The sequence below is a fragment of the Njordella calcicola genome (genome assembly GCF_056494125.1).
Window position 1 is genome coordinate 671,058 of sequence record NZ_CM151396.1, and the last position, 26,409, is coordinate 697,466.

The following is a 26,409-nucleotide window of genomic DNA, read 5'->3' on the forward strand; positions in this document are numbered from 1 at the left end:
TTCTTGGATTCAACCCGTTCGTAAAGCATGACTAAGCATATTTTTGTGACCGGTGGTGTCGTAAGTTCCATTGGAAAAGGACTTACTAGTGCGTCGATCGGCATGCTGCTTGAGTCGCGGGGGCTGCGTGTTCGCATGCAGAAACTGGATCCGTACATCAACGTCGACCCGGGCACAATGAGCCCTTATCAGCATGGAGAAGTCTATGTTTTGGATGATGGGAGCGAGACCGATTTAGATCTTGGCCATTACGAACGGTTTACCAAAGGCAAGCTGGATCGTCACTCGAATTACACCACTGGACAGATATATCTGTCCGTCATCGAGCGCGAGCGACGGGGTGAGTATCGTGGCAAGACCGTTCAGGTTATCCCGCACATCACGCAGGAAATCAAAGATGCGATCAGTCGTTTGCGCAACGACGAAACCGATGTTGTGATCACCGAAATTGGCGGCACGGTCGGTGATATTGAAAGCCATCCGTTTTTGGAAGCCATCCGCCAATTCCCGCAGGATTTTGGCCGTGAGAACTGCTTGTTCATCCACTTGACGTTGGTGCCTTATCTGAAGGCAGCCGCAGAATTGAAGACCAAACCGACGCAGCATTCGGTGCAGATGCTACGGCAAATCGGTATTCAGCCTGACATCTTGATCTGCCGCTGTGAGCAACCCATTTCGATCGATGAACGTCAGAAGATTGCTTTGTTTTGCAACGTGCCGTTGGAAGCAGTCGTTGAGGAACGCGACAAAGACTTCTCCATTTATGAGGTTCCCATTAGCCTCAAAGACAAAAAACTGGACGAGCAGATCATCAAGCGTCTTCAGTTGCCGACCTATCCGTTGGTCTTTGACGATTGGGAAAAACTGATGCGGAATCTCCGCAGTCCAGAGCACGAAATCAGCATTGCCGTGGTGGGTAAATATGCGGAACATCGCGACGCCTACAAGTCAATTTATGAAGCGATTGACCATGCGGGCATTCATAACCACGCTCAGATTCGCATCGGAAGGATCCACAGCGGGCAGTTGGAAGAGCAGGGGGCCGAGCGGCTTTTGACTGGCTATGACGCCATCCTCATTCCCGGCGGTTTTGGCGAACGTGGGATCGAGGGGAAGGTGCAAGCGATTCAATACGCGCGAGAACGCGAAGTGCCATTTTTCGGAATTTGCTTGGGGATGCAGTGCGCCGTCATCGAGTACGGACGAAATATCATCGGCCTGCAAAATGCCCACTCCACCGAATTCAACAAGGATACGCCTCATCCGGTGATTTGTTTGATGAATGAGCAGCGTGAAGTCACCCAGATGGGCGGGACGATGCGTTTGGGGTCTCAGCGAGCAATCCTGGCCAACAATTCGCTCGCCGCACAAGCGTACGGGACAGACGAAATCCAAGAGCGCCATCGCCATCGTTATGAGTTTAATTATTCATACCGCGATCAGTTTGAGCAGCACGGCATGCGGTTGTCGGGCGTTAGCCCCGACGGTCGGTTGGTAGAGATTATCGAGCTGGAGAATCACCCGTGGTTCCTGGCAGTTCAGTTCCATCCAGAGTTCAAGAGCAAGCCGACGCAGGCTCATCCGTTGTTTATCTCGTTTGTGCAAGCGGCCATTGAACGCAATATTCGGAGAGCTCAACGCAGCAGCCCTTCGAGCCAAGCGGCGGCTGAAGTCTAGGCCTCACAGCGTTTCTTTCTGGGCGCGATTCTTTCTCGTCCGGGTTCTTTCTGGGCGCGTGCGGACTCGTTTGGCACCCCCGAAAGGCTTCCGCGACAGTAGCCGCAGAATGGCAAATTAGGCCCGATAATTCTGTGCGTCCACTGAGTCAGAGAATATTCTGAAAAAAGATTTTTTCTGTGAACCTTTGCTTCCGGCCACAGTCTTTCCCTGCAACCAGCCAGTTCCAGGCCGTTTCGATTGAAGTTCAAGCTGCTTCAATTTGAAATTCTCTGGACAGCCGGTTAAGATGTATCGAGTGCCGAACCGATCATAGCGCCGAGCTGTGATCTAGGAAACACGGCCGTCTCAATGTTTTTCTATTCCAGGGTCGCTGGCGACTTGGGGAGGATGTCATGCTTCGATTTGCAGTTGCACTATCAGTAGTCAATAACGTGGTCGCGTCTGTGCGATTTATTGCTATTGCGGTGGTAGCGGGCATGCGAGGCATCCTTCACCATCTCAATTGCTCGCTATCGAAACCATGGCAAAAAACGCACTTATTGCCCGGGGAGGAGCTGACATGGCTCACAACCTGTCGGCGAGTGCTGCGGCTACCGATATTGGTGCCCGCGTTTGCCACCGCGTCCAGTCGTCGCAGCTATCAACGCTATCGACGTCAACGAAGTTAGTTTGCGTTTGCACGCGAACTGAAATCGGACAGCGGAACGTTTCGGACGGGATACCCTTTTTGTGGTTTTCCGTTGGATGCCCCCGCTAGTTTGCGATTTGCCTGAATAGTCTCTGTTTTCGAAGTTTGCAAGCAACTTGCTTACGCGTGTCCTGATCCGCTGCTCACAGTGGCTCACCAGCGTTCGAAGCACAGCGACAAATCCTCGGGCTCTCGCATCCGACCCTAAGTCAATTGAATTGAAAACATAGTACTTGGATGGTTGTCAGCCCCTATTGATGTTCGGCTTGCCACCTGCCAGGTGCTCACGGAGAGAGACGATGAGTGCTGTATTAGATGACATCTGCATTTTTGATTCTGCTGAGGAAGTTCAGCGGAGCGTGATTGAATTGGTTTTGGATGCTCAAGCTGGCGACCGTTCCGCATTGGAGGAATTGATCCAGCGGCATCAAAACTATGTCGGCATGCTGGCTGCCCAGTACGTGAGCAACCGTGATGATGCGGCGGAAATCAGCCAAGAAGTATTTATCTTGGTGATGAGACGGCTGGATCAATTGCAGGTACCTGCCGCGTTCAGTTCCTGGCTGCGACGCATCACGCATCGCACGGCGATCAATTATTGCCGCCGTCGACGGGTGACGATTGTGGTTGAGCCAGAAAGCTTGGATGCGAACGTTGGCAAGTCTCGGGATCCATCGGCAGCCGCCGAGGACAGCGAACTGGCCGAACAGTTGCAAGTAGGATTGAATCGTTTGAACGATAGCGATCGCAAGACGCTGGTCGCATTTTACTTGAACGATCAGTCCTTGATTGAGATGGCTCATTCCTTCAACGCGCCAATTGGGACGATCAAGCGGCGGCTGCACGTGGCTCGTAAGCGTTTGGCGAAGGAGCTGTCGGAGCAGCAACTGATCTGACGCTTTGGGGGCGGGCAAGGCTGTTTGAGTTTTTCTCAATCAGCAATCGCGTTTAAGCTCGTTGAGGTTAAAGTAGGGAGCGGCTGGCGGGGTGTCCGTCAGCCGCTTTTTCCTTTGCATCCGCCTCTCCATGTCGAACTCGGTCTTGAAAATTCGTGACAGTGCCATTCCCAGTGTGGTGGCGAAACATCCTTGGGTGCTGTCAACTTCGTTGCAAATGACGATTCAGCCGATCGCCAAAGACTCGGTCGTCGACCTGGTAGATAGCAAGCAGCGGTTCGTGGGCCGCGGGATCTTTAATCCTGACAGCCGAATCGCCGTTCGCATTTATGCTTGGCAGGCAGAGCAAGAACTGAGCGATGAGTTGTTCCAGCAACGTATTGTCGAGGCGATAGCCTTGCGCAAAAGCCGCGTGACCTTCGGCTCAGCTAGCCCCTACAGTTCACGGCGTTTGATTTTTAGCGAGGCGGACCTGATCAGCGGCCTTATCGTGGATGCGTATGGACCTTACTTGGTCGTACAAATCACGTCCTCTGGACTGCTTTCTCGCCTGCCCGTAGTCCTGGATACGCTGCAAGCGGAGCTCAATCCTGCTGGCGTGTTGTTGCAAGTCGACCAATCTACGGCTACTCGAGAAGGTATCGAGCCGCGGCATGAGGTGATTCGTGGCAGTATTCCCGAATCGGGTATCGTGCTCACGGAAAACGAGATTGCCTTCCATGTAGACCTGCTAGGCGGTCAAAAGACGGGTCATTATCTCGACCAACGACAGAATCGTTTGGCTGCCGCCCAATGGATCAGCGATGGTTCGAAGGTGCTAGATATCTGCTCCTACACCGGCGGATTTGCCTGCACGATTGCGAAATGGAGCCCCAATGCACAGATAACGGCAGTCGATTCCAGCCAAAAGGCGCTCGACCTGGCAGCTCAGAACGCTCAGCTCAACGGGCTTACCAATATTTTGTTTGAGCAGAATGATTTTTATAGTGCTTTGGAGCAACGGATTGACCGTGGGGAAGTCTTGGATGCAATTGTGTTGGATCCTCCCCGCATGGCAAGTTCGCGGTCGCAGGTCCAGCGCGCCCTTGCTGCCTATCATCGCCTGAACTACTTGGCGGCCAAACTTTTGAAGCCCGGCGGGGTTCTGGTAACCTGCTCTTGCTCTGGCCGAGTCACGCGCGAGGATTTCCGGCAGATGTTGCTGGGTGTCTCCAAGCGATCTGGCCGCGAGATTCAGGTCTTGGAGCAGCGGGGGGCTGCTGACGACCACCCAACCATTATTAATTGCCCAGAAACCGACTACTTAAAGTGTTTTGTCTGCAAAATTTTTTGACAGGCCCTGGAAGTTCCGCCTCGTCCAAGCAACACTGTGCATTAATTCCTCTCAAGTGTTACTGATTTAATTTACCTCCGACTTTGGAGAAAGACATGAATTTGTTGAGGCGCAGCAGATTTGGGCTGTATGGTTGTTTTGTAGTTTTGAGTTTCTTGAGTGGAAGTTTCTGTCTTGGCCAGGAAGCTGCTGATACAGCGGCCGTCGTCGCTCAGTCTGCTCCAGCGGAAGAAGCCGCTGCCGAGCTCACACTGGAAAGCGTTAACGAGTTAGCGAAATCGGCTTCGATCGCAGGACACAATGCCTGGATGCTGATTTGTTCGGCGCTGGTTTTGTTTATGACGGCGCCTGGACTAGCCCTGTTCTATGGTGGCTTGGTTCGCAAGAAAAACGTGCTCAGCGTGATGATGCAGTGCATGTTCATGATGGCGATGATGACCGTGCTTTGGGCCTTAATCGGCTATTCACTGGCTTTCGGAAATGGTGGCTCGGCGAACCAGTTCATCGGCAGTGTTTCGGAGTACGCCTTCATGAACGGTGTCTCTCGCACCTGGGATGACGCTGCTGGCGGTCCTGTGACGCCGATGATGGGTGAGACGGGGATTACCCGATATTCGCATATGCTATTCCAAGGCATGTTCTTTATCATTACTCCGGCGTTGATCTGCGGAGCATTCGCCGAACGCATGAAGTTCAGTGCGATGGCTTTATTCTCGGTGCTGTGGGGGATTTTCATCTACTGCCCATTGGCCCACATGGTATGGGGGGGCGGTTGGTTGGCTTTTGGAGCAGATGGTGCATTTTTTGGCGGCGCTTTGGATTTTGCCGGTGGGACCGTAGTACACATCAGTAGCGGTGTTTCCGCTTTGGTGGCCGCGATCATGGTCGGTCCGCGGTTAGGTTTTGGCAAAGAGCCGATGCCGCCGCATAACTTGACCTACACCGCAATGGGTGCGGCGATGCTGTGGATCGGCTGGTTCGGATTCAACGCAGGTTCGGAGTTGTTGAGCGACGAATTAGCGACCAGCGCATTTGCGGTGACGCATTTCGCAGCCGCGGCGGGTGGCCTGGGCTGGTTGGGAATTGAGTGGACGATTCGAGGTAAGCCCACGGTCCTGGGCGTAAGTTCGGGGATCGTAGCAGGATTAGTTTGTATCACTCCAGCAGCAGGCTTTGTACAGCCGATGCCAGCTTTGGTGATGGGTTTTGCAGCCGGCGTGGTTTGCTATCTCGCGTGCTCAAAACTCAAGGCTACTTTAGGTTACGACGATGCTCTGGACGCATTTGGCGTCCACGGCGTGGGCGGGACTTTAGGCGCGATACTAACTGGGGTCTTCGCGACTCGGGCATGCTGGGACATTGCTGGTGACACCAAGCTGGGTCTGCTGGAAGGCGGATCGGTGCTTACTGGTCAAATCGCGGCCGTAGTGGTCACTTACCTGTTCTCGATTGTCGGTTCCGTCGTCCTGCTGTTTATTGTGAATATGCTTGTAGGACTTCGCGTACCAGCGGAAATCGAACGTCAAGGTTTGGATGTTCAAATGCATGGTGAAGAAGGTTACATCTTCCTGTAGCGTTTCAAAAAGCATACAACCTATTGGATAAGATAGGCGGTTGCGACCTTTCGCGACCGCCTTTTTGCTTTTGATACTTTCCTGAGAGTCTTTTGATGTTGATCAAGGTTGTTTCTTTAGACCAGACCGACCTGGAACCGCTAGCGATTTCCGATCGCATCCGCAGCCAGCTTCCGTATTTCACCAGCGAACCGGGGGGCGAGACCAACATTGTGCTGGGACCCAATGAGCATTGGTTTGATCTGAAATCGGTCGAGAAGATTTTGGACGAGGGCGGCTTTCTCGTGGTTTCTCCTTTGCGAGCGGAGAACGCTGCAGAGGTGGAATTGAGCGAAGAGGCGGAATCCCTTTTGGAGTGGCTGGTCGAGCATCGCGTACAGCACATCGCCTTGCGATAAATAGATGCTGCCGAGGGCTAGCGAGAAAGCTTGCTTGGACCGAGGATCTGGCGAGAACAGAATGGCGATCGATTTTTTCGCTCAGCGCAAAAAAAAGGTCATGGCATACCGCTCCATCGTCATGCCATGACCCCACATGTCGCAAGGATTGTCTGAACAAGGTGGCTCCCTTCAGACATTCCCCTCCCAATCCGTGGTACTTATTGCATCGGCCAACCGCAGACGCAGAAATAAAAAAATTGGGCAGATATTTGTGGGGTAGACACTGGATTGACGGCGTTGAGTCACCGACTTTACCGATTACGAAAAATCGATGACGATGGTCGGCTTAATGCGAAGTGCACGAGTCACAAGTTGCCGCAGTTGGAGCATAGCGATTGTGTAGCTTCTTGCCGTGCAGACAACCGCCGCCGCATCCGTTGATGCAAGGTTCAGCGTAATTCGACACACCCAGGCACCCACAACCGTGCCCATGGCGATGACCGCCATGTTGGCTGCAGTAGGCTGCAACATCCGCTTGGTGTTGAGCGGCAAAGCCAGCCCACACGTTGGGGCACGAGTTGGGCGCACATTGCATATAGCCCAACAAGGCGGGTGGAGCGGAAGGCCCAGCGGGTATATAGCCACTGAAGTGTGCTGGTATGGATTGAACTGGAGCAACCGGGACAGCAACCGGCGGCATGGCTGGCGAGGAAATATATCGCGGTTCAGATGACGCGTTGGGTCGGGACATGGTCGCTGCATCTACTTCAGCTTGGATTACTGGCTGAACTGGCGGCAGTGATCTCAGTTCTGAGTACTGTGTTGACGGTTGCGAATGGATGACGTTCTCGGGGGCAGCCAACACACTTACCGAGGTCGGCGAATCATCGAAAGCTGGGAACTCAAAACCATCCAGATCGGTTTGCGCCAGCGCTATCGAGGAAACGATGTTGACGGCGAAAATTGAAAGAAGCGTCGTGCGAATCATCTTCAACATCCATGTTTGGGGAAATCGGTTCAAGAACCTGCACACGCTGTGCGGGGCTTTATCCAAAAGATTCGGTTTCAGACGACCAGTGAAATCTCTTTGCCCGTGGACACATTTCCACTTTTACCGCGAGTTGGGATCGCAGCGAGTGCTGGTATGTCTGAAACCAAATCTTGCGTACTGAAGCCTTACCCATGAAGCGCGCAGGAGCAACTTATTGGTCTACAAATCCACGCGCATTTGTCAAATCGTATGCGCGATGTGCCAAATAAGTTAGTAGATTGACCTGCGCAAAATGTAACGGGCAGCGTGTGGAGAACCCGGTCGGGCATTCACGCTTATCATTCTTCGATGTCGATCGCTTTGAGCAGACTTTGACGCAAAGTATACAAACGTGTTGATTCAAGCACCTTTTTGCGATCGATCGTCGTAACGTAAAAAACGTCTACAACTTGATCTAGATGCGTACTGAATTTGGCGGTGTGTAAGACCAACTCCAAAGTGGATATGGTCTTGGAGATTTCGAATAGCAAACCTGGCCGATCGTATGCGAAAATCGATATGATCGTGTACTTGTCTGAGGTGTTGTTATCGAAGCGAACTTGGACGGGCTGATGCCGGAACGTTTGCTGGTCTGATTTTGCGGTCCAAATCTTACGGTACGTAGGTGTTGGAATCTGTTCCGATTTCAGATAGGCCAGAATCTTCTGGCATACTTCGTCGATTCGGTACGGAGGCGGCGCACCATCATAGTCGGGATCTTCCACCAAAAAGCGGTCCCAAGCAATTTCATCCGGCTGGGTATGTACTTCACCAGACAGGATGTTCAGCCCTAGCGATGAGAGTGCCCCGGTAATGCGTGAGAAAAGTCCAATTGGCACTTGTTGCTTTACGGCCACGACATACTGACTTGCATTCTGCTGAGGGCGATAGCTGCCCCAGACAGCGATGGGTTCCGCTTCGTTGAGTTGGTGTAGCTTGCGTAGTTCATCGATGACCTGCTCGTGTGTCAGCAGGAAAAGATAAGCAGCCGGTATTTTGGCGATTTGGCTTTGCCACCATTCGGTCGGTTTCTCAAGGACAGCTAGCGCGGCAATATGGCCGCGTTGTTGCTCCACCTCTGTAACGAATCCGGCTTCAGTGCGTTGGTCGCTATGACTCAACTCGATCAACGTCGATTGGTACAACTGTTTGATCAGGTTTAATTTCCAGTCGGTCAACGCCCCGGGGCCAACCGCGGCCAAGTCAGCGCATGAGAGAATAAATAGCATCTGTAGTGCTTCGACGCTGCCAACCTGCTTTGCAAACGCAACGATGGTGTCTTTTTCGGCTAGATCATAGCGAAAGGCGGTGTGCGTCATGATGAGGTGCTTGAGCACCAAGAACACGAGCAACTCCTTTTCGCTGGAGCTTAGACGCAATTGGTCAGCCGTTTCTGCTGCGATCTGGGCACCGACTTCGCTGTGGTCTTCAGGAAAGCCTTTTCCTGCGTCGTGAATCAGCAGTGCGAGATGGAGCAGAGCTTTATTCTTTAAGCCACGATAGGTCTCTCCCAGCACGTTGTCTAAGTTCGCAAATTCAGTCGCTTCCTGCACACTCAAGATACAGTGGGCATCGACGGTGTATTTGTGATACTCGTTAAACTGCAGCAGATAACGTGCATGTTTAAAGGCGGGAATGATTTGTTCCAGTACTCGCAGTTCGTGAAGCCGACGGAGCATCGGGCCCAGTTTTCGCGGTTGATTCATCAACAAAGAAAAGCGAGCGATGGTTTCATTGCTGGGAGGAGTTGGAGGACGCTTTAGCATGGAGTCGCGAATTGCCAGCCAAGTCTTATGGTCGATGCGGCGGTTATGCTCATTGGCCAGCAGCATCAGTTCAATCACTTTGGCAGGATCGGACACGATTGCATTACGTCGCGCGCGGGTAGGCCAGATCTCGCTGATGCCGATGCGATAGTCATTTCCCAGCGAGCGGGAAAAGACTCTGGCGACACTGGTAGCATATGCAAACGAAGTCTTGCTAGATTCAACGAAATGCCGAGATGAGTATCGAATCTCGCTGGTGTAAGCGAAGTACTCTTGCATGAACTGCTCCACTGGCAGCAGTCCCGCGCTACCCTCAAACCCAGCCCACTTGGCAAGTTCCAACTGTTTGCCACGGTCTAGCAGGTCGACCGCTCGGCCTGCGTCAAAGTGCATCTGATTTCTTAGTCGGATAAGATAGTTATAGCCTTGGTTGATCGCGCGGTAGTCTTCGGCGGTCAGCAGTTGCATTTTTTCGAGTTGCTCGGGATCTGCTTCTCCATAGCGGGCGAATCCTACCCACCGGACCATTTGCACGTCCCGCAAGCCACCGCGCGAGCGTTTGATGTTCGGGTGCAGCAAAAAAGAAGTCTCGCCGGTTTGCTCTTGTTCTTCTAGCCGGGACTTTTGGATCAGTGGAATCAGCTTGCGGGCTCGGCTGTGTGAACCTGTCCGAAAGGAGTCTCGAAAGTTTTCGAACAACTGCTCGTCGCCAAACAGGTGGCGACTTTCAACAATGGAGGTAAAGACCGCGGCATCGGCCCAAGCCAGAGCACGCGCTTGTCTAGATGTGCGTGTGGAGAAGCCCAATTGCATCCCGGAGTCGACGATCATTTGCGCCAGTGAGCGAGCGAGGGCTAAAGCTGCACTTTCGCTGCGCCCACGATAGAGCAGCATGAGATCGATATCGGAGTAAGGAGCCAAATCACGTCGACCAAATCCACCATGAGCGACCAGGGTGATACCCGGTAAAGCAGGATCAAGACGATTGATTTCGGCAGCAGCGCAGATTATGTCGCAAAGAATATTGTCGACCGCGTCGGTCCACAGAAAGCATACCTGACGGCCAGAAGCTCCGGCGTTGTGCTGCGCACGAGCTTTTTCACGATTTTCATCTAGCCGCAATCGCGCATCCAAAACAGCAGGATGCAGCGATGGCTTCACAGACATAGGTTATGGCCTAGAGAACAGCTACTAAAGGGCTTCGTCGCCAGTTTCACCGGTACGAATGCGGATGGCGTTTGCAAGATCATAAATAAAGATCTTGCCGTCACCAATTTGCCCTGTCTGAGCGGTTTTCACGATGGAATCGATCGCAGCTTGCAGATTTGCATCGCTGCAAACCACTTCGATCTTGACCTTGGGAACGAAATCAACGGCATACTCTGTTCCGCGGTAGATCTCAGTGTGACCCTTTTGGCGACCAAAACCACGAACTTCAGTTACGGTCATCCCGTGAATCCCCTGTTCGGTCAACGCATTCTTGACATCTTCGAGCTTAAAATGACGAACAATGGCTTCAACTTTTTTCATTCCAGTTCACTCCGGACGTAAAACGCAGCACTGAAAATATCGACTTGCCCTTCGATGCATTCCAATGACCACAAACAAAATCAAACAAGTTACAGTTACGCCGGCAAGCCAGTTCCGCCCCTGCGGCCCCCAGTCGCTGTGTGTTAGTTTAGCCTAACACTTTCGCCAGCAAAGAAGGGCGCGAGCAGAAGAAGCAAAATTTTTGCCCGATAATTGCTCCGCACCCCGTCTTATCGAACAATCGTGACAGATCGAACTTTCCAAAACGCCCAAACCGCTCCGCTAAGCTTTTACGCCCGTCCATGCAACGTCGTCGATTTCCGCTAGTTGGTTCAACCGGCGGGCCATGACGAACAGTAAATCGCTAAGTCGATTTAGGTAAATAACAATGTGCGAAGTGTGGACACTTGCATCAATCTTGCCCAAATGTACGATCTCTCGCTCGCATCGGCGACAGATAGTTCGAGCAACATGGCAATGTGCCGCCGCTGCGCTCCCCCCAGGCAGAATAAAGTTCTTTAACATCGGAAGCTCCGCATCCCAACGATCGATTTGTTGTTCCAATCGTTCTGTCGGCTCAGTGGCGCACCACGCTACCTTCAACTTCTCGGGTTCCACGGTCGCCAGTTCTGCCCCAACGCAGAACAGCTCCTGCTGGATCGCGATCAGCAATTGATCCACTTCAGGGTCGCTCAACGAAGTTCTCAGCAGCCCTAAAAAGGCATTTAGTTCATCGATGCCGCCGTAGGCACTGATCCTTGCGTGGTCCTTCGGGACGCGGCCTCCCCCATAAAGGCCTGTTAAACCTTCATCTCCGGTTTTCGTATAAATTTTCATCTAGTAAACTTCATCTCCGTCGCGTACACCTGTTTAGAGTTCCAGCCAAGATTGTTCGTTTCCGTGGAAAGCGAAACAAAGTACTCAAATGGAGTTTTCTACTGCTCAAATCGTGTCCTCGGGCTACATCGTCTTTCGCCGAACGCCCGTCACCCGATTATATGAATTGGAACAAGCCGCCGAGTCTAAGTTACCCGGCGTGGGAGTCCAAGCCCCGCGACTCCAGTTTTTGCTGATGAAGCATGCTGACCGCTGGGATCTGCCAAAAGGACATGTCGATGAGGGGGAAACCCTCCAACAAGCGGCCTTACGTGAACTGCTGGAAGAAACGGGTATCCATGATCAATGCATCTCAACCGATTCGGCCTTTCGCTACGAGCAGTTCTACGACGTTGCAACACGGAAGAATACTACCAAACGCAAGCAACTCGTCATCTTTTTGGCTTGGCTTAAAAAAGACAGTCCTATCCATACCACAGAACATCTAGGCTTCCACTGGTTTGACTGGGCGCCGCCGCATACCCTTCAGCAGCGGACCATCGACCCATTGCTGAGTATGCTGGAATCGCACTTTGCTAACCATCCGAGTTGGCCGTTCTGTAATACCGTTTCCAATTCTTGATTCGCTGCGACTGCAAACTCGCAACTTGCTGGTTAACTATGTCCGAGCCTAAACCACTGCCGAAAACCTTTGAAAAGCTTCAAGCGACTTATCCAGAAATCGTTGCGGCTCACGAGCAAATGGCCAAAGCGGTCGACCATGTCGGCCCTTTGGATGCGAAAACGCAGTCGTTGATCAAAATAGGGATCGCGTTGGGCGGCGGTTTAGAATCTGCCGTCCGATCTCATGTCCGACGTGCTAGCGAGGCAGGTGCGACGAAAGAGGAAATTGTGCAAGCGATTTTCCTCGGAATGAACACCGTCGGCTTTCCGCGCACCGTCGCCGCTTGGTCCTGGGCTCAGTTGCAGTTTGATCGCGACGATGCGTCATGAACCTCAACCAAGATGGCTCAGTGAAAAGGCACCATGTTCAGCCATTCATCTTGGCTGGCGGACTTTCGGAACGATTTGGAGCAAACAAATGCCAAGTCTCAGTTGGTGAGACTACGCAACTTGCGTCCATATTCAACGCGATCCTCCATGACATTGGGACTCCTCCGATAGTCATTCAGCGATATGACTCGCTGCAGCAACAAATCAACGATCCATCGGCGTTGGCTGCCACCGGCTATTGCTCCATCGTCGATTCGATTGAAAGCCAAGGCCCCATCTGTGGTATTGCAACGGGGCTACAACACTTAGCCCAACTGCCAGCACATCCAGCGGGCAGCGAGAACAAAACTTGGGCTTTGTTTGTGACCTGCGATCTGTTCCGTTGGTCAGCAACCATCACCGATCAATTGTTGGCTGGCATCAATCGCTCGTCGATTGCTCGCCGCATTGTGGTTTTTGAACATCAGTCGCTCTTGCAGCCATTTCCCAGCTTGTGGCAGGCTTGCTGTGCTCAGACCGCCATGCAGGCGGCCTTATCATCGCAGCGTTCGATTCAGCGTTTGCTAAAGAACAATGAAGCCGTGAGCGCGATTCAGCTCGATAGTCTCGATCTGATCGCTTCCTTCAATACGCCAGAGGAATTAGGGCAATTGCGGCAAACTCTGAACAAGAACTAAGGTTGATTAGACTTGATTCCATTGGACCAGTCTTGAAAAGTGGCCGTCATGCGGTCCCATTGATCAATCATCGTCTGCAATTGTGCGGGCTGGTTTTTTGCGAGATCGTCGGATTCAATTCGGTCTGACTTCAAGTTATACAACTGCCAGGGCTCTTTGGCCGCTTTCACAATTTTGAAGTCACCTACTCGCAGAGCTTTGTTGTCTTCGTGCAACCACCACACAGCACCTTGAGTGTTGCTGGTATCATTCTGGGTTATCGCTTTGGCCAAGGAGATGCCGCTGAACTCCTGAGGCGAACCAGGCTGGCTGTGAGGAAGCGTTGGCAGTCCGGCTAGTTCCATGATCGTTGGCGCCAGGCAGGCGACGTGCCCTACTTGTTCTCGAATTCCAGTGGACTGAATCCCAGCAGGCCAGTGTGCGATCAAGGGAGTCGCAGTGCCGCCTTCATGAACCCAAGTCTTATGTCTGCGGAAAGGGGTGTTGGAGCATCGAGACCAGCCGGGGCCCAGGCAAAGGTAACTTTCGGGCGATCCAGGCGCAGCATCTGGGTTGTGGCCATCGCCGCGCACCATGATTTCGGCGCTGGCACCATTGTCTGACAGGAAGAGGATAAGTGTGTTTTCAAGTTGCTTATGTTCATCCAGCCAGTGCACCAGTTTGCCGACTTGTTGGTCGACTTCATCGACCATCGCCGCATGGACCGCCATTTTTGAAGCCTGAAATGACTTCTGCTGGTTGCTCAACTCGTCCCACGGTAACTCGCGGTTCACTTCACCGGGGCCAAGCCTTTCGATCGCATCGGGAAAAGCGTAAGGAGGGCCGATCTGGCGCTCGTAGTCCGCCGCCTGTTGGCTGATGTTCAGGCCAAGGGCCTGCTGTTTGTTCAGCCGTGCTTGGCGAATGTCGTCCCATCCTGCTTCGTACATCTTGCGGTATTTTTCGATGGTCGACTGAGGGGCATGCAGCGGAAAATGGGGGGCGATGTAGGCCACATAGGCAAAGAAAGGTTGTTCAGGTCTTGCCGCATGATGGGCGCTCAAAAAATCAAGCATGTGATCTGTGATTGCTTGTGTGGCATAATAACCTTCGTTGGGTTCGACCTTTTTCAAATCCTCGCCGTTCAACCGATGGCGGTTCGGGGCAAAGTGGCGATTGTCATCCAATAATTGATAGGACTGAGCAAATCCGCACGCATTGGGTTCGCCATCCAAGTGCCACTTGCCACTGTGAAACGAGGTGTATCCAGCCGCTTGCAGCAACTCGGGCAACATGGGCGCCCAATCTGGCCGGACACCCCGATTCCCATTTTGGCCTTTTTGAAAAGCGTCGCGATGAACTATTTGGGCGTAAAAGCCGGTCATCAAAGACGCTCGCGTCGGCCAGCAACGTGCGGTATTATAAAACTGAGTGAACTTCACCCCGTTGGCAGATAATCGATCAAGATGCGGTGTTTGGATTTCACCTCCAAAACATCCCAAATCCGAAAAACCCATATCATCGACAAGAACGACGACGACATTGGGCTTCTTCTCGTTTGCTTGGAGATTACCTGCCAAAGTGGTCAGCGACAGAACGTATAAGATCGCAGCAAGGCGTTGAAATACGTTAAGTTGTTTGGTTGCCATTCGAATTACCCAACGTCTGAAACAGAGAAAAACATCAGCTATGAAAACTTCACAAGCTTGCAAACTGCTAAGTCTATGGATTGTAACAGGCTTGTGCACCGTCGGGGTTAGCCAAGAGGCCGCCACGTTGGATGCTCCGGTCGTGGAAGAATCGGTCAATGAAGGGATCAACGCGGACTTTAAACGCAAAGATCTGTCGGTCGAAGAATACTTGGCGAAGTTTGAAGTCGAAAGCCGGGAAGTCTACGCCAAAAGAAACGAGATTCTGAAAGCGATTGGTATCAAAAAGAATGAGAAAGTTATCGATTTAGGGGCGGGCACTGGGTTCTACACATTTCTGTTTGCCGAAACCGTTGGCAGCCAAGGGGTTGTGCTAGCGGTTGATATCGCACCTGCTTTCGTGAATGCAATTCAGGAGCGAGCGAAGGAGAAGGAACTGAGTAATGTAACGGCCAAAGTCTCCACCGACGTTCACTTTGATGCGGCCGACGACGAGTATGATCTGATCTTTGTTTGCGATGTCTATCATCATTTTGAATATCCGCACCGCATGAATAAGCGAATCTATGATTCGCTGCAAAAAGGGGGACGGCTGGCAATCATCGACTTCAAACGCGAAGAAGGGGTCTCACGCGAATGGGTCCTGAGCCACGTTCGCGCCGGGCAAGAAGTTGTCCAAGCGGAGATCGAAGCTAGCGGCTTGGTGCTTGAAACGCTGGACAACGATTTACTCAGCGAGAACTACTTGATGATTTTCCGCAAGCCATGATTCCTTCATTGAAGATTCCTTCATTGAAGGCACACTGCCGGCAGGCCAAGCCGAAAGCAACGCCACTTATCGCGATCCGATTCTCTCTTCTAAAACTCCTATGTCACTGAAATACTCAACGTTCACGCTCTTGTTGTTGGTGACGCTGCTGCAAACAGGTTGTCAGCAGGACTACAGCCCCGCTCGGCAATACGCTGATACTGCTTCAACCTTAAGTATCGAGGAAGAGGATGCGTTGGTCGACAACGGCGAAATCTTGCTAGACCAACTGGACTTAGAAGACCTCAGTGACGTCAAGCAAGCGACCAAGTCATTAGATCAATTGCAAGAAGAGAAGCGACTAGCAGCGGAAGTCAATAAGTTTAAGCCTGACGAATTGCCCACCGATCGCTGGATCGCGGATGACAAGCTGCCACTAGAGCGGTGGGAGATTTATTACCTTCGGAACCGTCCCCTGGGATATTTAAGCCAGAATTACCGACGATCGTCGGTCGGCAGCGAAGCGCGAATCGTTATCGAATCCAAATCGACGGTTCGAGTTGATAACACCGACGAGGCTGGAAATGTGCAGTCGGAATTTTTGATTGTGGAAACGCCCCAAGGCGAATTGAAGTCAGTAGAAGGAAAGATTCAAGCGGCTGATTCAGCAGATACAGTGAATGTCGTGGTCGCGTCGGACATCGTGCGGATTACCGCGGTTCGTAAAGGCAAACGTTCGGTGCGGACGGTACCACGCGACAATCGCCTGCGTGGTCCTTTTGCGATTGAGCAGACTTTACTGCAACAACCGCTGCAGCCGACGGAAACGCGCAGGCTGTTGGTATTTGACTTGAATCTGGCGGATATTGTTCAAGTGGAACTTGCTGCCCGCGGGATCTCTCGGGTGCCTGTCGCAACTGGCGAATATTTGGATTTGATGGAGATCCAGCAGCAAGTGTTTCACGGCGAGATGTCCTATTTAAGTACGATTTGGGCTGATCAGAACGGAGTCATCCAAAAACGTTATCTCGGTGTGCGAGGTCTGACGTCCCATTTGGCTCCTAAAGATCTTGCTTTAGCGGTTCGCGATGGTGCCAAGCTGCGCAGCCTTAAGAAGTCGGAAATTGAATTGCCCAAACGGCTGGAACTGGCGGAGGATCAGGCCAGCGTTGTTTTCCGCGCTACTTCTGTCACTCAAGATCCATTTAAAGTGTTCCCTGGCAGTGATCGTCAGTTCGTTCGCTCGAATTCACCACTTTCGTCCGATATAGAGGTGCGTGCCATCGACAGTGTGGCGAGGCTGAAGCGAGCCGGTGAGAATGCAAACTCTATCAACCCTGACTTTCTCGCTCAAAGCCACTTTGTCGATTGGGGGCACGACGAAATCAAGACATTGACATCGCAGTGGATCGCGGCGAGCGAAGCAACGGAATCCGCTCCGCTGATTCTGAAACTAGCAGCAGGTGTGCGAGGTCATCTGCGAGTTGCGAAATTCCGCTACGAGACGCTTCCGGCATCTCAAATCGCGTTGACGCAGGATAGCGATTGCCTGGGCGCGGCGATTCTGCTGTGTGCGGCTGCTCGGCAAGCTGGGCTGCCCGCCGTTGTTGCCACGGGACTTACCTATGATGGCGATTCGACGGTGCCTGGCATGCGTTTTCATGCTTGGGTGGAAGTCCTGCACCGCGATCAATGGCTGCCGATCGATTGCACGCAAGAAAATCTGCAGTTGCCCCTGGCGACCATCAAAATCATCGACTCGCCACTGGGGTCCCAAAACTCCTTCGAGGTCGTACTGCCGGTATTCGACGCGATTGAGAATTTCGAACTGTCGATTCGCTAGGCTGGGAGCCATCGATCCTTACGGACGCATTCCGTAAATCCATCAATTCGCTTATCCTACTGAAAAGCTTACGAATTGACCGGCAGAATACAGCGAATACTGATGGATATATTGAATTTAACCGCCTTAGGAATTGCTAACGGAATCCGCAGCAAGCAGTTTTCAAGTGTGGAAGTTACGCAAGCGTTTTTGGACCGAATCGCGGCGACCGAAGGCAGGCTCCAGGCGTTCGTCCAAGTCGACGGCGACGGCGCGCTACGCCAGGCCGCTGAGGCGGACCAGAAGATCCGGCAAGGCAATGCGCATTCCCCCCTGACCGGCGTTCCGATTGCCATCAAGGACAATCTTTGCACCACCGACGGCGTCACGAGCTGTGCTTCAAAGATGCTCGGGAATTACCATGCCCCGTACGATGCAACTGCCGTCAGAAAACTGCGTGAATCGGGAATGGTCATCGTCGGCAAAACCAATATGGATGAGTTTGCGATGGGCAGCTCAACTGAGAATAGTGCCGTGGCCGTCACAAAGAACCCGTGGGACTTGCAGCGAGCTCCTGGTGGCAGCAGTGGTGGGTCGGCTTCTTGCGTGGCCGCACAACAGGTCCCTCTATCCTTGGGGTCCGATACCGGGGGATCGATCCGACAGCCCGCATCGCTGTGTGGCATTTGCGGATTAAAGCCAACGTATGGACGTATCAGTCGATATGGTTTGGTCGCCTTTGCATCGAGTCTAGATCAGATTGGTCCTTTCGCGAACAACTGTCAGGATCTTGCTGCGGTACTCCAAGTGATCTCTGGATACGATCCTCAGGATTCGACCAGCATTCCTGAGGACGCGCCTGACTACCTATCACAAGTCGCGACGGAACCATCAAAGCTACGCGTGGGGGTCATCTCGAAATTGCTGGATAGTTCAGGCATAGATGACGATACGCGGGCCAACTTTCAGCAAGCTTTGGAAGTTTTCAAAGCTAGTGGAGCGGAGATCATCGAAATCGACCTGCCGCATGCAAAGTACGGAATACCAACTTATTACATCATTGCTTCCAGCGAAGCCAGCAGTAATCTGTCGCGATACTCGGGTGTGCATTATGGATTCCGAAGCCCGTCGGCCAGTGCGGGTGCGGCCCGCAGCGGCGATGCGTTGATTGACATGATCTGCGATTCTCGCAGCCAGGGCTTCGGCGCGGAAGTTAAACGTCGCATTATGCTGGGCACCTATACCTTGAGTGCCGGCTACTACGACGCTTACTATTTGAAGGCACTAAAGGTCCGACGTCTTATCCGTCGGGACTTTGATCAGTCGTTCGAAAAAGTGGACGTGATCCTCGGCCCAACCACGCCATCGACCGCTTTCAAAATCGGTGAGAAGACTAGTGATCCCATCGCGATGTATCTGGAAGATCTATTTACCGTAGGTGCGAATCTCGCTGGTATCCCAGCCTTGTCGCTGCCCAGCGGGTTTGACCGCCAAGGGCTGCCGACGGCTATCCAGTTGCAAGCGCCCGTCATGGCAGAAGCTCGTTTACTGCAGATCGGCCATTGGTACCAACGTTGGTCCAACTATCAACCTCAATGGCCAACCCTCGCATAAGAACCCATCAAAGAAATCATGTCGGATATTACTTTCGAAACTATCGTCGGCTTGGAAGTCCACGTTCAACTCAAGACCAACACCAAGCTCTTCTGCCGCTGTAGCACCACCTTTGGCAGTCCACCCAATACCCAAATTTGTCCAGTTTGCTTGGGACAACCTGGCTCCCTGCCGGTGATCAATGCAGAAGCGATTGAGATCGCGATTCGCGCAGGATTAGGGATGAACTGCGATATTGCTCGCTTTACCAAATGGGATCGCAAGAATTACTTTTACCCCGATCTTCCCAAGGGCTATCAGATCAGTCAGTTCGATTTGCCCATCTGTGGCGAAGGCTATATAGAGATTGAGGTACAAGACGATGCGCCCAAGCGCATTCGATTGGTCCGCGCCCATTTGGAAGAGGACGCTGGGAAAAGCTTGCATGATGAGAAAGCTCGCAAGGGAGCTAGCCGAATTGACCTCAACCGCACTGGCACACCGCTGCTGGAAATTGTATCGCAACCAGACATTCGCTCTGCGGAAGAAGCAAAGGCCTATCTGACAGAACTGAAAATGCTGATGGAGTTTCTTGACGTCTCCGATTGTAATATGCAGGAAGGTTCGCTGCGCGTCGACGCCAATGTGAACCTGCACATTACTAAAGATGGAAAGGTCTATGAAACGCCGATCGTCGAAGTCAAAAACTTAAACAGTTTCCGTTCGGTTGAACGCGCGATCCAATACGAACAAGAACGGCAGTATCGAAGTTGGTTGGAGACAGGTCTGGTGCGCGGGCAAGCTCCCAAGCAGACTGTGGGTTGGGATGACGCCATCGGGCAAACGATCGTCCAACGCGAGAAGGAAGATTCGGCGGACTATCGGTATTTCCCTGATCCAGACTTGGTGCCTGTTATCATCGAAGAGGCACGCATCGAGGACGCCCGTGCCGGTTTGATCGAGTTGCCCAAGGAGAGACGCAAACGCTATGAGGTCCAATACACTATGCGTCCGGAAGACGCGATGACCATTTGCCAGCAGGGTAGGGCAGTGGCCGACTACTTTGAAGAGGTCATCCAGCAGGGCGCTACGGCCAAACGTGCTACTTCTTGGATACTGCAAGATGTCCTGCGAACGCTGAACGATCGGCAGATCTCCATTGGTGATTTTCCTTTGCCTGCCAGCAAGCTGGCTGAGTTGTTAACGACTGTTGAAAGTGGCAAGCTCGATACAACGCGTGGTCGCGATGTCTTCCAATACTTGCTCGAACAACCAAAGGCCAGCACCGATGATGCGATTGCTGCATTAGGGATCAAGCAAGTTGATTCCAACGAGCTGGAAGGCATTTGCAAGGAACTGCTGGATGCGAATCCCGACGTGGTGGCTAAAGTAAAAGACGGGAATGTCAAAGCACTGGGAGCTCTGGTAGGACAAGCCAAGAAACGTAATCCCAACGCAGATCCACGGCAGGTGCAGGATATCTGCTTGCGCATTATCCAGAGTATGTCATGAAACGCTTCTTATACTTGCTGCGGGATACTTGGTGGCTATGGCTGCTATTTACCGTCGCCACGATTGTCTTGATCACACTGGTCAATCCCGTGTTCGTCATCATGATCCCAATTTTGGCTTGTGTTTTTGTTTATTTTGCGATTGTTCGCTACGACGATGACGGTAATTTTTTAGGTTCGTAGTCCAACTACGAGATACGTACGACCTACACAGGAGTCATTTTTTTCGATGGCAGTTTTGCTACAAATTCAAGGAGCTGAGAAAAGCTACGGGCATCAGATGCTGCTGGACGATGCCGATGCGACCATTACGGACGACGTTAAGGTTGGATTTGTAGGAAGAAATGGAGCCGGTAAGTCGACGCTGCTGCGGATACTGCTGGGCGAAGAGGAGCTAGATAAGGGTGAAGTAGTTCGCAGTTCGCAGTTGCGAGTTGGTTATCTGAGACAACACGATCCGTTTGAACCCGGCGAATCCGCACTCGACTTCTTGATGCGTGACAGCGGGCAACCAGACTGGAAATGCGGCGAAGTTGCCGGTGAGTTTGAGCTCAAAGGTGTCTACTTAAACGGTCCGATCAAGGAGCTTTCCGGAGGCTGGCAAACGCGAGTAAAACTTGCCTCGCTGCTCTTGCATGAACCCAATCTGCTGGTGTTGGACGAGCCTACCAACTTCCTTGACCTGCGTACGCAGATTTTGTTGGAACATTTCCTGCGTTCTTTTAACAAAGCGGCTTTAATTGTTTCGCACGATCGAGCTTTCTTAAAAGCGACCTGCGATACGACTTTGGATTTGAGTCGCGGCAAGCTGACAATGTTCCCGGGGCCCATCGACGACTTTCTGGTCTTTCAACAAGAGCGTCGTGAGCATGATGAGAAAGTGAATGCCACCGTTCAATCGAAACAGAAGCAGCTACAGAAGTTTATCGACAAGAATCGTGCACGAGCTAGCACTGCGAAACAAGCTCGCTCCAAAGGCCGACAACTCGAGCGACTGCAAACGCTGGAGATACCTGATGACTTGCCCACCGCATCCATCCGCGCTCCTCAGGTCGTGCGGAGACAAGGTCCTGCGGTGCGATGCGTCGATCTAGCGATCGGCTATCCAGACCGTACGGTGGCAAAGGGCATTACTTTGGATATTGAACATGGTGCCAGAGCAGCCATTGTGGGCGATAATGGTCAAGGCAAGACGACTTTCCTGAGAACACTAGTTGGTTCTCTTGATCCCATTGAGGGTAGTTTGCGTTGGGGCCACCATTGCGAGATCGGCGTGTATGCTCAACACGTGTATGGCAGCCTAGATCCCAAGCAAACGGTCTTGGAATATCTTGAATACAAAGCTGTTCCAGGGACCACCAACCAAGGCATCTTGGCCGTCGCGGGTTCATTGTTGTTTCGCGATGAACATGTCCATAAGAAGATTTCGGTGCTCTCCGGTGGCGAGCGGGCGAGACTGTGTATGGCTGGCCTAATGTTGGGGCCTTACAACATTCTGGTGTTGGATGAGCCTGGCAACCATTTGGATGTAGAAACGGTTGAATCACTTGCCGAAGCGCTTCTTGCCTACCAGGGCACACTCATTTTCACTAGTCATGATCGCCACTTTATGAAACGTGTGGCGACTTCCATCATCGAAGTGCGTGATGGGACGGCTCGAACTTATGGCGGTGACTACGAAGCTTATCTGTACTACGTCAACAAAGAGATCGAAGATGGCGAGCGAACTCGCAATCCTGGACGAGCGAAAGTCCCTCCACTCGATACTGGCAAAGCGACCTCAGGCAATAAAGCTGGCGGAAAGAACCAAGCCAGCAATGCGACTGGACTTGATGAACGTGCGATCCAAAAAGAGCTCAAGTTACTTGAAAAGAAAATCGCTCAACTGGACGCCCAGCGACGAGAACTCAATGACAAATTGATGCAGTCAACCGACCAATATGAAGCAATGCAGTTGCACGAGGAAGTCACAAAGCTCACGGAGCAATTGGGCCAAGCCGAAGAACGTTGGTTGGAACTTAACTAGCTCGGCTATTGCCACCACTGCAGATAGAGCTGATAAATCCAAGGGTGTTGCCATGGATTGGCAGCCGGAAACCAAGCGGAAAAGAAACTGACGAAGCATGCGGCTTCGATCAACCGTCGAATCCAGAAGTGGTTCCACCAGCAATGGGTCGTCCCTTCCACATAAGCTTGGCTGGCCAACCACAGCCAAGCCGGTATGAGCCAAAATTGCCAGCGAAAACCGCTGCACACGCCACCATAGTTTCGATCCAACTGGTTTCGCGTAAGGTAAAAGGTAACACATACCGCGCTGACGATGCAGATGCCGATCGCCAGTCGTTTCGTTTCCGCAACCGAACTTCTTGCCGCAACAACAGCACCGATAATCGAAAGCAAAAACATTGGCGTCAACGAAAATATTCCATGATGACCGAATAAACAATTCCACGCATAAACCCATGGCGATTCTTCGCCTAAGTCAACGCCTCGTTTGTTGCCCGGCAGCCAATACGAACGCGGGTAGTCATACCAATCGTTCCAGCGGTGAACTTGCCAACGCCCTTGGTCAATCACGACAGCGAATCGGCGCTGCAGTGATGAGTCATTCGCATCGTTGGCAATCAATCGCAGTGTTTGGGACCGACGAGCGATCTCTAATCGGATTGGTGATTGCAGCCCCAGTTGCTCCTTTACCGTCGCTTGATCGAACCTCGAACTGAATTCGCCTAGCTGCACTCCGGATAAAGTGTGCAGATCTTGGTTGCTGGGTATAGCTATCTGTTCTGGGGTAATCGTTAACAAACGTTCGCCTAGGTTTTCACGATGATAGTAAGGCGGACGCCAGTCGCCGTGCGCATACCAGTTTACTCCTGCAATAGCCAACAGGATTGGCAACAAACCCAATGCATATACCAGCCAGTCACGGAACCAATAAGCGCGCGTGAATAGGACCCAGGGAATGAGCCCTGCCCACGCTAATGCAGGCAAGTCGCACATCACGCCACAACCAGCGACCAAACCTAAGAGAAATAGCGTCCCATCTAGCTTTCGGCGTTCCGTTGATTTGAGACGTACCTTGAGGACTTGAAGCAGCAGCACGATGGATAACACCATACACACGGCGGCATGCAAATGATTATTAAGGGTGACCGTGAAAGTAAACAAGAATGTTCCAAAAAGTCCCGTTGCCAATAACAACCATTTAGCCCATTGGCTCTTTACCTGATCGTCGACCGTTCGCCGCCACCACAAAGCGAAGACAAGCATCGGCAGAAGATTGATAATCACCAGCGACGTACGTCCGATTAGCAATGGATACTCACTAAGCCGCTTTTGAAAGCCAACCATGGCAGGCCAAGCGGCGGCAGCATAGACCACCGTCAATAGCGGTGGTTTGCTGGAGTAGTAACGCTGTACCCCTTTGTCGTCTGCATGACGCACCATGTCGATCGAATACCAGGTGCGTGTTTTGCCCTTGGAGTCTCGTTTGTCCAGGAATCGGTCGATTGCAAAGGACTGATCTTCCAGCAAAGCGGCCATTGCAGCCCAGCGACTGCGATCATTAGCACTTAGAAAGGGAGTCTCACCATGGTCCGCAGCCACACTGCAGATTCGAGCTAAATTGATCGCCAGGAACAGCAGGACCAAGATACTCGATCCGACCAAGTACGGTCTTTCTCGCGTCGGTGGCGATGGTTGCTCCGTGGATGTTGATGCGGCGGACATGTCGATGCGAAAGGGGGCAATCAGCGGCGGCAACCAAACGCTGCCGGTCATTAGTATACTTGCTTCGCAGGTGCGACCCAACCCGGAGCTGATGACAAGTCGTCCTTGCGAAAGTAGAGAACTCCAGAGAGCATATCCTGCTAGGCTGCGATCTTGTCGAGATGTTCTGTCTTCGATTCGCCCAGTTTGCGATACAGGTACTTTGCTTCGGATGGATCGTATTGCGATTCTAACTCAATCAGTTTGTTCTCAATACGTTCGCGGAATTGTTCGGACGATTCGCCCTCTTGGGCATACATCGGATCGCCAAAATAACCGTCGATTCGGGAGAAGGGTTTGGGGATTTGCAGCCGATCCCAAGCTTTGATCAGCGTCCACTTGCGGGATGTTACGGCCACCAAGGGAACGACGGCAGCTCCGGTCCGCATGCTTAAAGCAACCACGCCTTTGTGCACGCAACCGCGAGGACCAGCAGGGCCATCGACGGCGATACAAGCGGTTCGGCCGCCAGCAACATGATTAATCATGGCTTCCAAAGCTGCTAGGCCCCCTTTGGATGCTTTGCCTTTCCGCATGCCTGAGCCGCGGATAGGGACAATGCCGCGCAGTTTCATGGCAGGGATGACAAACTGGCCATCGTAATTCCTAGAGACCATCGCGGCGGCCCCGCGTTCCGAGTACATAATGCTAGGGACTTGGTGAGCATGTAGGATGGCGTACACATAAGTCCCGCCACTCTTCAAAATCTGCTTGCGTGGATCGTTGTGCACGCGCAAGCGACAGGTTGTTTTTAGAATATAAACGAACAGGGCAACTGCCCAAGAAATGACAAAGGTTTTGACTTTCCTTTTAATTTCGCGTTTCGATGCCACACTAAACTCCTGACAACGGCTCCCCACAAGAATGACCGCCGGAGTGTGCCATATATTTGGCTCCCAAGTAAAGATCAATGAGCTTAGTTCAAACGCCCTTCCGCTAGGAAAGCATTACTCTTTCGCTGTAATGGCAGCAATCGAATAAGGCTGTTGCTCCCTCCGTTGCATGGCCGTCAAAAGCTCGGCAATAAAGCCAATCGACAGGAGTTGAACGCCAAGGAGCATGCTCAGGATCGCGAAGAAGAAGATTGCACGTTCATGCAAGTGGATTGGTTCCCAAGCGTTGATGAATCGCGACAATCCCCAAAGGATTGCCAAAACGGTCAGGCTAACACTGCCCAGAGCCAACAAGGTTAGGCCGACTGACCCCAACAAATGTTGCGGGCGATTACGAAATCCTGTCAAAAAATATACCGTCAAAAGGTCAAGAAAGCCCTTCGCGAATCGCTCAAAGCCGTACTTGGAAACGCCGGTGGTGCGCGGTCGATGCTGAACAGGAATTTCGCACACCCGAAACCCTTTGGCGGATGCCAGGACTGGAATGAAGCGGTGCATTTCACCATAGATTTGTACTTCATCAAACACTTCGCTACGGTACGCCTTCAATCCACAATTATGGTCATGCAACTTTAGGCCAGTCAGTTTGGCAATTAACCAGTTGAATACCAGCGAAGGATAGACTTTGTGCCAAGGGTCGTGTCGCGTCTGCTTCCAGCCGCTGACGCAATCCCAGCCTGATTCAATTTGAGCGATCAGGCGAGGCACTTCTTGCGGATCGTCTTGTAGATCCGCGTCCATAGTGATGTAGATCTGGCCGCCAGCGTGTTCAAAACCAGCCGAGAGTGCGGCCGCTTTCCCAAAGTTGCGGCGGAAGCGAATTCCTGTCACGCGCGAAGAGTTGCTTGCCAGATTCTCAATGACGCCCCAAGATCCATCCGAGGACCCGTCGTCGATAAAGAGCACTTCGTAATCGATGCTGGTGGGCTGACAAGCTTGATCAATCTGAGCGAGCAGTTCCTTTAAAGAACCTTCTTCGTTGTAGACTGGGACAATGATGCTTAGGTTTGGCATGGGCATAGTGCCTGGGTTGGGGGATAGTGCACGACTTCCAGTGTAATT

At 52.2% G+C, this 26,409-nt stretch carries 23 protein-coding genes; 15 read left to right on the forward strand and 8 right to left on the reverse strand.

Annotated elements, in window-relative coordinates; translation table 11 throughout:
* The first annotated feature begins 27 nt into the window (after window positions 1–27).
* The 6 genes from pyrG to SH302x_RS02530 all read left to right on the forward strand — a co-directional run bounded on the left by pyrG (window position 28) and on the right by SH302x_RS02530 (window position 6,569).
* Complete coding sequence (gene pyrG / locus SH302x_RS02505; RefSeq protein ID WP_479367100.1) at window positions 28–1,677, forward strand: CTP synthase; 1,650 nt, start codon at window positions 28–30, stop codon at window positions 1,675–1,677.
* A 395-nt stretch (window positions 1,678–2,072) separates the two neighbouring features.
* A complete protein-coding gene (locus SH302x_RS02510) occupies window positions 2,073–2,348 on the forward strand; it encodes a hypothetical protein (protein WP_479367101.1) in 276 nt (91 codons plus the stop codon).
* Window positions 2,349–2,667: 319 nt separating this feature from the next.
* Window positions 2,668–3,264, forward strand: coding sequence for an RNA polymerase sigma factor (locus SH302x_RS02515; protein ID WP_479367103.1), 597 nt, complete (start codon window positions 2,668–2,670; stop codon window positions 3,262–3,264).
* 130 nt (window positions 3,265–3,394) lie between these two features.
* Complete coding sequence (locus SH302x_RS02520) at window positions 3,395–4,597, forward strand: class I SAM-dependent rRNA methyltransferase (RefSeq protein ID WP_479367104.1); 1,203 nt, start codon at window positions 3,395–3,397, stop codon at window positions 4,595–4,597.
* Window positions 4,598–4,692: 95 nt separating this feature from the next.
* Window positions 4,693–6,171, forward strand: coding sequence for an ammonium transporter (locus SH302x_RS02525; RefSeq protein ID WP_479367106.1), 1,479 nt, complete (start codon window positions 4,693–4,695; stop codon window positions 6,169–6,171).
* Between the two features lie 95 nt (window positions 6,172–6,266).
* Window positions 6,267–6,569, forward strand: a complete 303-nt coding sequence (locus tag SH302x_RS02530) for a hypothetical protein (protein WP_479367108.1) — start codon at window positions 6,267–6,269, stop codon at window positions 6,567–6,569.
* Window positions 6,570–6,897: 328 nt separating this feature from the next.
* Here SH302x_RS02530 and SH302x_RS02535 read toward each other — a convergent pair whose 3' ends face one another.
* The 4 genes from SH302x_RS02535 to SH302x_RS02550 all read right to left on the reverse strand — a co-directional run bounded on the left by SH302x_RS02535 (window position 6,898) and on the right by SH302x_RS02550 (window position 11,714).
* Window positions 6,898–7,539: a hypothetical protein gene (locus SH302x_RS02535; protein ID WP_479367110.1), complete on the reverse strand. Its 642-nt coding sequence runs from the start codon at window positions 7,537–7,539 to the stop codon at window positions 6,898–6,900.
* A gap of 341 nt (window positions 7,540–7,880) precedes the next feature.
* Window positions 7,881–10,514 (reverse strand): [protein-PII] uridylyltransferase, encoded by a 2,634-nt coding sequence (glnD, locus tag SH302x_RS02540; protein WP_479367111.1) that lies wholly within the window; start codon window positions 10,512–10,514, stop codon window positions 7,881–7,883.
* 24 nt (window positions 10,515–10,538) lie between these two features.
* Window positions 10,539–10,877 (reverse strand): P-II family nitrogen regulator, encoded by a 339-nt coding sequence (locus SH302x_RS02545; RefSeq protein ID WP_479367113.1) that lies wholly within the window; start codon window positions 10,875–10,877, stop codon window positions 10,539–10,541.
* A gap of 282 nt (window positions 10,878–11,159) precedes the next feature.
* Window positions 11,160–11,714, reverse strand: coding sequence for a cob(I)yrinic acid a,c-diamide adenosyltransferase (locus SH302x_RS02550; RefSeq protein WP_479367115.1), 555 nt, complete (start codon window positions 11,712–11,714; stop codon window positions 11,160–11,162).
* Window positions 11,715–11,802: 88 nt separating this feature from the next.
* On the opposite strand from SH302x_RS02550, the gene SH302x_RS02555 reads away from it, so the two are divergent.
* Genes SH302x_RS02555 through mobA form a run of 3 tightly spaced genes read left to right on the forward strand, consistent with a single transcriptional unit; the run spans window position 11,803 to window position 13,384 of the window.
* Window positions 11,803–12,336, forward strand: a complete 534-nt coding sequence (locus tag SH302x_RS02555) for an NUDIX domain-containing protein (RefSeq protein ID WP_479367117.1) — start codon at window positions 11,803–11,805, stop codon at window positions 12,334–12,336.
* A 38-nt stretch (window positions 12,337–12,374) separates the two neighbouring features.
* Window positions 12,375–12,707 carry a carboxymuconolactone decarboxylase family protein gene (locus SH302x_RS02560; protein WP_479367118.1) on the forward strand — a complete coding sequence of 111 codons (333 nt, stop codon included), beginning with the start codon at window positions 12,375–12,377 and terminating at the stop codon, window positions 12,705–12,707.
* Window positions 12,704–13,384, forward strand: a complete 681-nt coding sequence (gene mobA / locus SH302x_RS02565) for a molybdenum cofactor guanylyltransferase (protein ID WP_479367119.1) — start codon at window positions 12,704–12,706, stop codon at window positions 13,382–13,384. The genes SH302x_RS02560 and mobA overlap by 4 nt, the downstream gene beginning before the upstream one ends.
* Here the strand turns inward: mobA and SH302x_RS02570 are convergent.
* Window positions 13,381–15,012 (reverse strand): arylsulfatase, encoded by a 1,632-nt coding sequence (locus SH302x_RS02570; RefSeq protein WP_479367120.1) that lies wholly within the window; start codon window positions 15,010–15,012, stop codon window positions 13,381–13,383. The two genes, mobA and SH302x_RS02570, sit on opposite strands and share 4 nt — an antisense overlap.
* A 40-nt stretch (window positions 15,013–15,052) precedes the next feature.
* Here SH302x_RS02570 and SH302x_RS02575 point away from each other — a divergent pair, with 40 nt between their 5' ends.
* The 6 genes from SH302x_RS02575 to SH302x_RS02600 all read left to right on the forward strand — a co-directional run bounded on the left by SH302x_RS02575 (window position 15,053) and on the right by SH302x_RS02600 (window position 22,712).
* A complete protein-coding gene (locus SH302x_RS02575) occupies window positions 15,053–15,781 on the forward strand; it encodes a class I SAM-dependent methyltransferase (protein WP_479367122.1) in 729 nt (242 codons plus the stop codon).
* Window positions 15,782–15,881: 100 nt separating this feature from the next.
* A complete protein-coding gene (locus tag SH302x_RS02580) occupies window positions 15,882–17,603 on the forward strand; it encodes a transglutaminase domain-containing protein (RefSeq protein WP_479367123.1) in 1,722 nt (573 codons plus the stop codon).
* A gap of 102 nt (window positions 17,604–17,705) precedes the next feature.
* Window positions 17,706–19,196 (forward strand): Asp-tRNA(Asn)/Glu-tRNA(Gln) amidotransferase subunit GatA, encoded by a 1,491-nt coding sequence (gene gatA / locus SH302x_RS02585; RefSeq protein WP_479367125.1) that lies wholly within the window; start codon window positions 17,706–17,708, stop codon window positions 19,194–19,196.
* Window positions 19,197–19,214: 18 nt separating this feature from the next.
* Complete coding sequence (gene gatB / locus SH302x_RS02590; RefSeq protein WP_479367127.1) at window positions 19,215–20,687, forward strand: Asp-tRNA(Asn)/Glu-tRNA(Gln) amidotransferase subunit GatB; 1,473 nt, start codon at window positions 19,215–19,217, stop codon at window positions 20,685–20,687.
* The gene (locus SH302x_RS02595; protein WP_479367128.1) at window positions 20,684–20,869 is read left to right on the forward strand and encodes a hypothetical protein; all 186 of its coding nucleotides are present in this window, start codon (window positions 20,684–20,686) and stop codon (window positions 20,867–20,869) included. Before gatB ends, SH302x_RS02595 begins: the two co-directional genes overlap by 4 nt.
* A gap of 46 nt (window positions 20,870–20,915) precedes the next feature.
* Window positions 20,916–22,712, forward strand: coding sequence for an ABC-F family ATP-binding cassette domain-containing protein (locus SH302x_RS02600; RefSeq protein ID WP_479367130.1), 1,797 nt, complete (start codon window positions 20,916–20,918; stop codon window positions 22,710–22,712).
* A 5-nt stretch (window positions 22,713–22,717) separates the two neighbouring features.
* Here the strand turns inward: SH302x_RS02600 and SH302x_RS02605 are convergent, their stop codons facing one another.
* From SH302x_RS02605 to SH302x_RS02615, 3 genes are all read right to left on the reverse strand, one after another.
* Complete coding sequence (locus SH302x_RS02605; protein WP_479367131.1) at window positions 22,718–24,466, reverse strand: hypothetical protein; 1,749 nt, start codon at window positions 24,464–24,466, stop codon at window positions 22,718–22,720.
* Window positions 24,467–24,555: 89 nt separating this feature from the next.
* Complete coding sequence (locus SH302x_RS02610; protein ID WP_479367132.1) at window positions 24,556–25,185, reverse strand: DUF374 domain-containing protein; 630 nt, start codon at window positions 25,183–25,185, stop codon at window positions 24,556–24,558.
* Window positions 25,186–25,401: 216 nt separating this feature from the next.
* Window positions 25,402–26,361: a glycosyltransferase family 2 protein gene (locus tag SH302x_RS02615; protein WP_479367134.1), complete on the reverse strand. Its 960-nt coding sequence runs from the start codon at window positions 26,359–26,361 to the stop codon at window positions 25,402–25,404.
* Window positions 26,362–26,409 lie beyond the last annotated feature (48 nt).

Excerpts from the sequence above, each read along its gene's own strand:
- pyrG (WP_479367100.1), top strand. The coding sequence starts at position 28 with ATGACTAAGCATATTTTTGTGACCGGTGGTGTCGTAAGTTCCATTGGA.
- SH302x_RS02510 (WP_479367101.1), top strand. The coding sequence starts at position 2,073 with ATGCTTCGATTTGCAGTTGCACTATCAGTAGTCAATAACGTGGTCGCG.
- SH302x_RS02515 (WP_479367103.1), top strand. The coding sequence starts at position 2,668 with ATGAGTGCTGTATTAGATGACATCTGCATTTTTGATTCTGCTGAGGAA.
- SH302x_RS02520 (WP_479367104.1), top strand. The coding sequence starts at position 3,395 with ATGTCGAACTCGGTCTTGAAAATTCGTGACAGTGCCATTCCCAGTGTG.
- SH302x_RS02525 (WP_479367106.1), top strand. The coding sequence starts at position 4,693 with ATGAATTTGTTGAGGCGCAGCAGATTTGGGCTGTATGGTTGTTTTGTA.
- SH302x_RS02530 (WP_479367108.1), top strand. The coding sequence starts at position 6,267 with ATGTTGATCAAGGTTGTTTCTTTAGACCAGACCGACCTGGAACCGCTA.
- SH302x_RS02535 (WP_479367110.1), bottom strand. The coding sequence starts at position 7,539 with ATGATTCGCACGACGCTTCTTTCAATTTTCGCCGTCAACATCGTTTCC.
- glnD (WP_479367111.1), bottom strand. The coding sequence starts at position 10,514 with ATGTCTGTGAAGCCATCGCTGCATCCTGCTGTTTTGGATGCGCGATTG.
- SH302x_RS02545 (WP_479367113.1), bottom strand. The coding sequence starts at position 10,877 with ATGAAAAAAGTTGAAGCCATTGTTCGTCATTTTAAGCTCGAAGATGTC.
- SH302x_RS02550 (WP_479367115.1), bottom strand. The coding sequence starts at position 11,714 with ATGAAAATTTATACGAAAACCGGAGATGAAGGTTTAACAGGCCTTTAT.
- SH302x_RS02555 (WP_479367117.1), top strand. The coding sequence starts at position 11,803 with ATGGAGTTTTCTACTGCTCAAATCGTGTCCTCGGGCTACATCGTCTTT.
- SH302x_RS02560 (WP_479367118.1), top strand. The coding sequence starts at position 12,375 with ATGTCCGAGCCTAAACCACTGCCGAAAACCTTTGAAAAGCTTCAAGCG.
- mobA (WP_479367119.1), top strand. The coding sequence starts at position 12,704 with ATGAACCTCAACCAAGATGGCTCAGTGAAAAGGCACCATGTTCAGCCA.
- SH302x_RS02570 (WP_479367120.1), bottom strand. The coding sequence starts at position 15,012 with ATGGCAACCAAACAACTTAACGTATTTCAACGCCTTGCTGCGATCTTA.
- SH302x_RS02575 (WP_479367122.1), top strand. The coding sequence starts at position 15,053 with ATGAAAACTTCACAAGCTTGCAAACTGCTAAGTCTATGGATTGTAACA.
- SH302x_RS02580 (WP_479367123.1), top strand. The coding sequence starts at position 15,882 with ATGTCACTGAAATACTCAACGTTCACGCTCTTGTTGTTGGTGACGCTG.
- gatA (WP_479367125.1), top strand. The coding sequence starts at position 17,706 with ATGGATATATTGAATTTAACCGCCTTAGGAATTGCTAACGGAATCCGC.
- gatB (WP_479367127.1), top strand. The coding sequence starts at position 19,215 with ATGTCGGATATTACTTTCGAAACTATCGTCGGCTTGGAAGTCCACGTT.
- SH302x_RS02595 (WP_479367128.1), top strand. The coding sequence starts at position 20,684 with ATGAAACGCTTCTTATACTTGCTGCGGGATACTTGGTGGCTATGGCTG.
- SH302x_RS02600 (WP_479367130.1), top strand. The coding sequence starts at position 20,916 with ATGGCAGTTTTGCTACAAATTCAAGGAGCTGAGAAAAGCTACGGGCAT.
- SH302x_RS02605 (WP_479367131.1), bottom strand. The coding sequence starts at position 24,466 with ATGACCGGCAGCGTTTGGTTGCCGCCGCTGATTGCCCCCTTTCGCATC.
- SH302x_RS02615 (WP_479367134.1), bottom strand. The coding sequence starts at position 26,361 with ATGCCAAACCTAAGCATCATTGTCCCAGTCTACAACGAAGAAGGTTCT.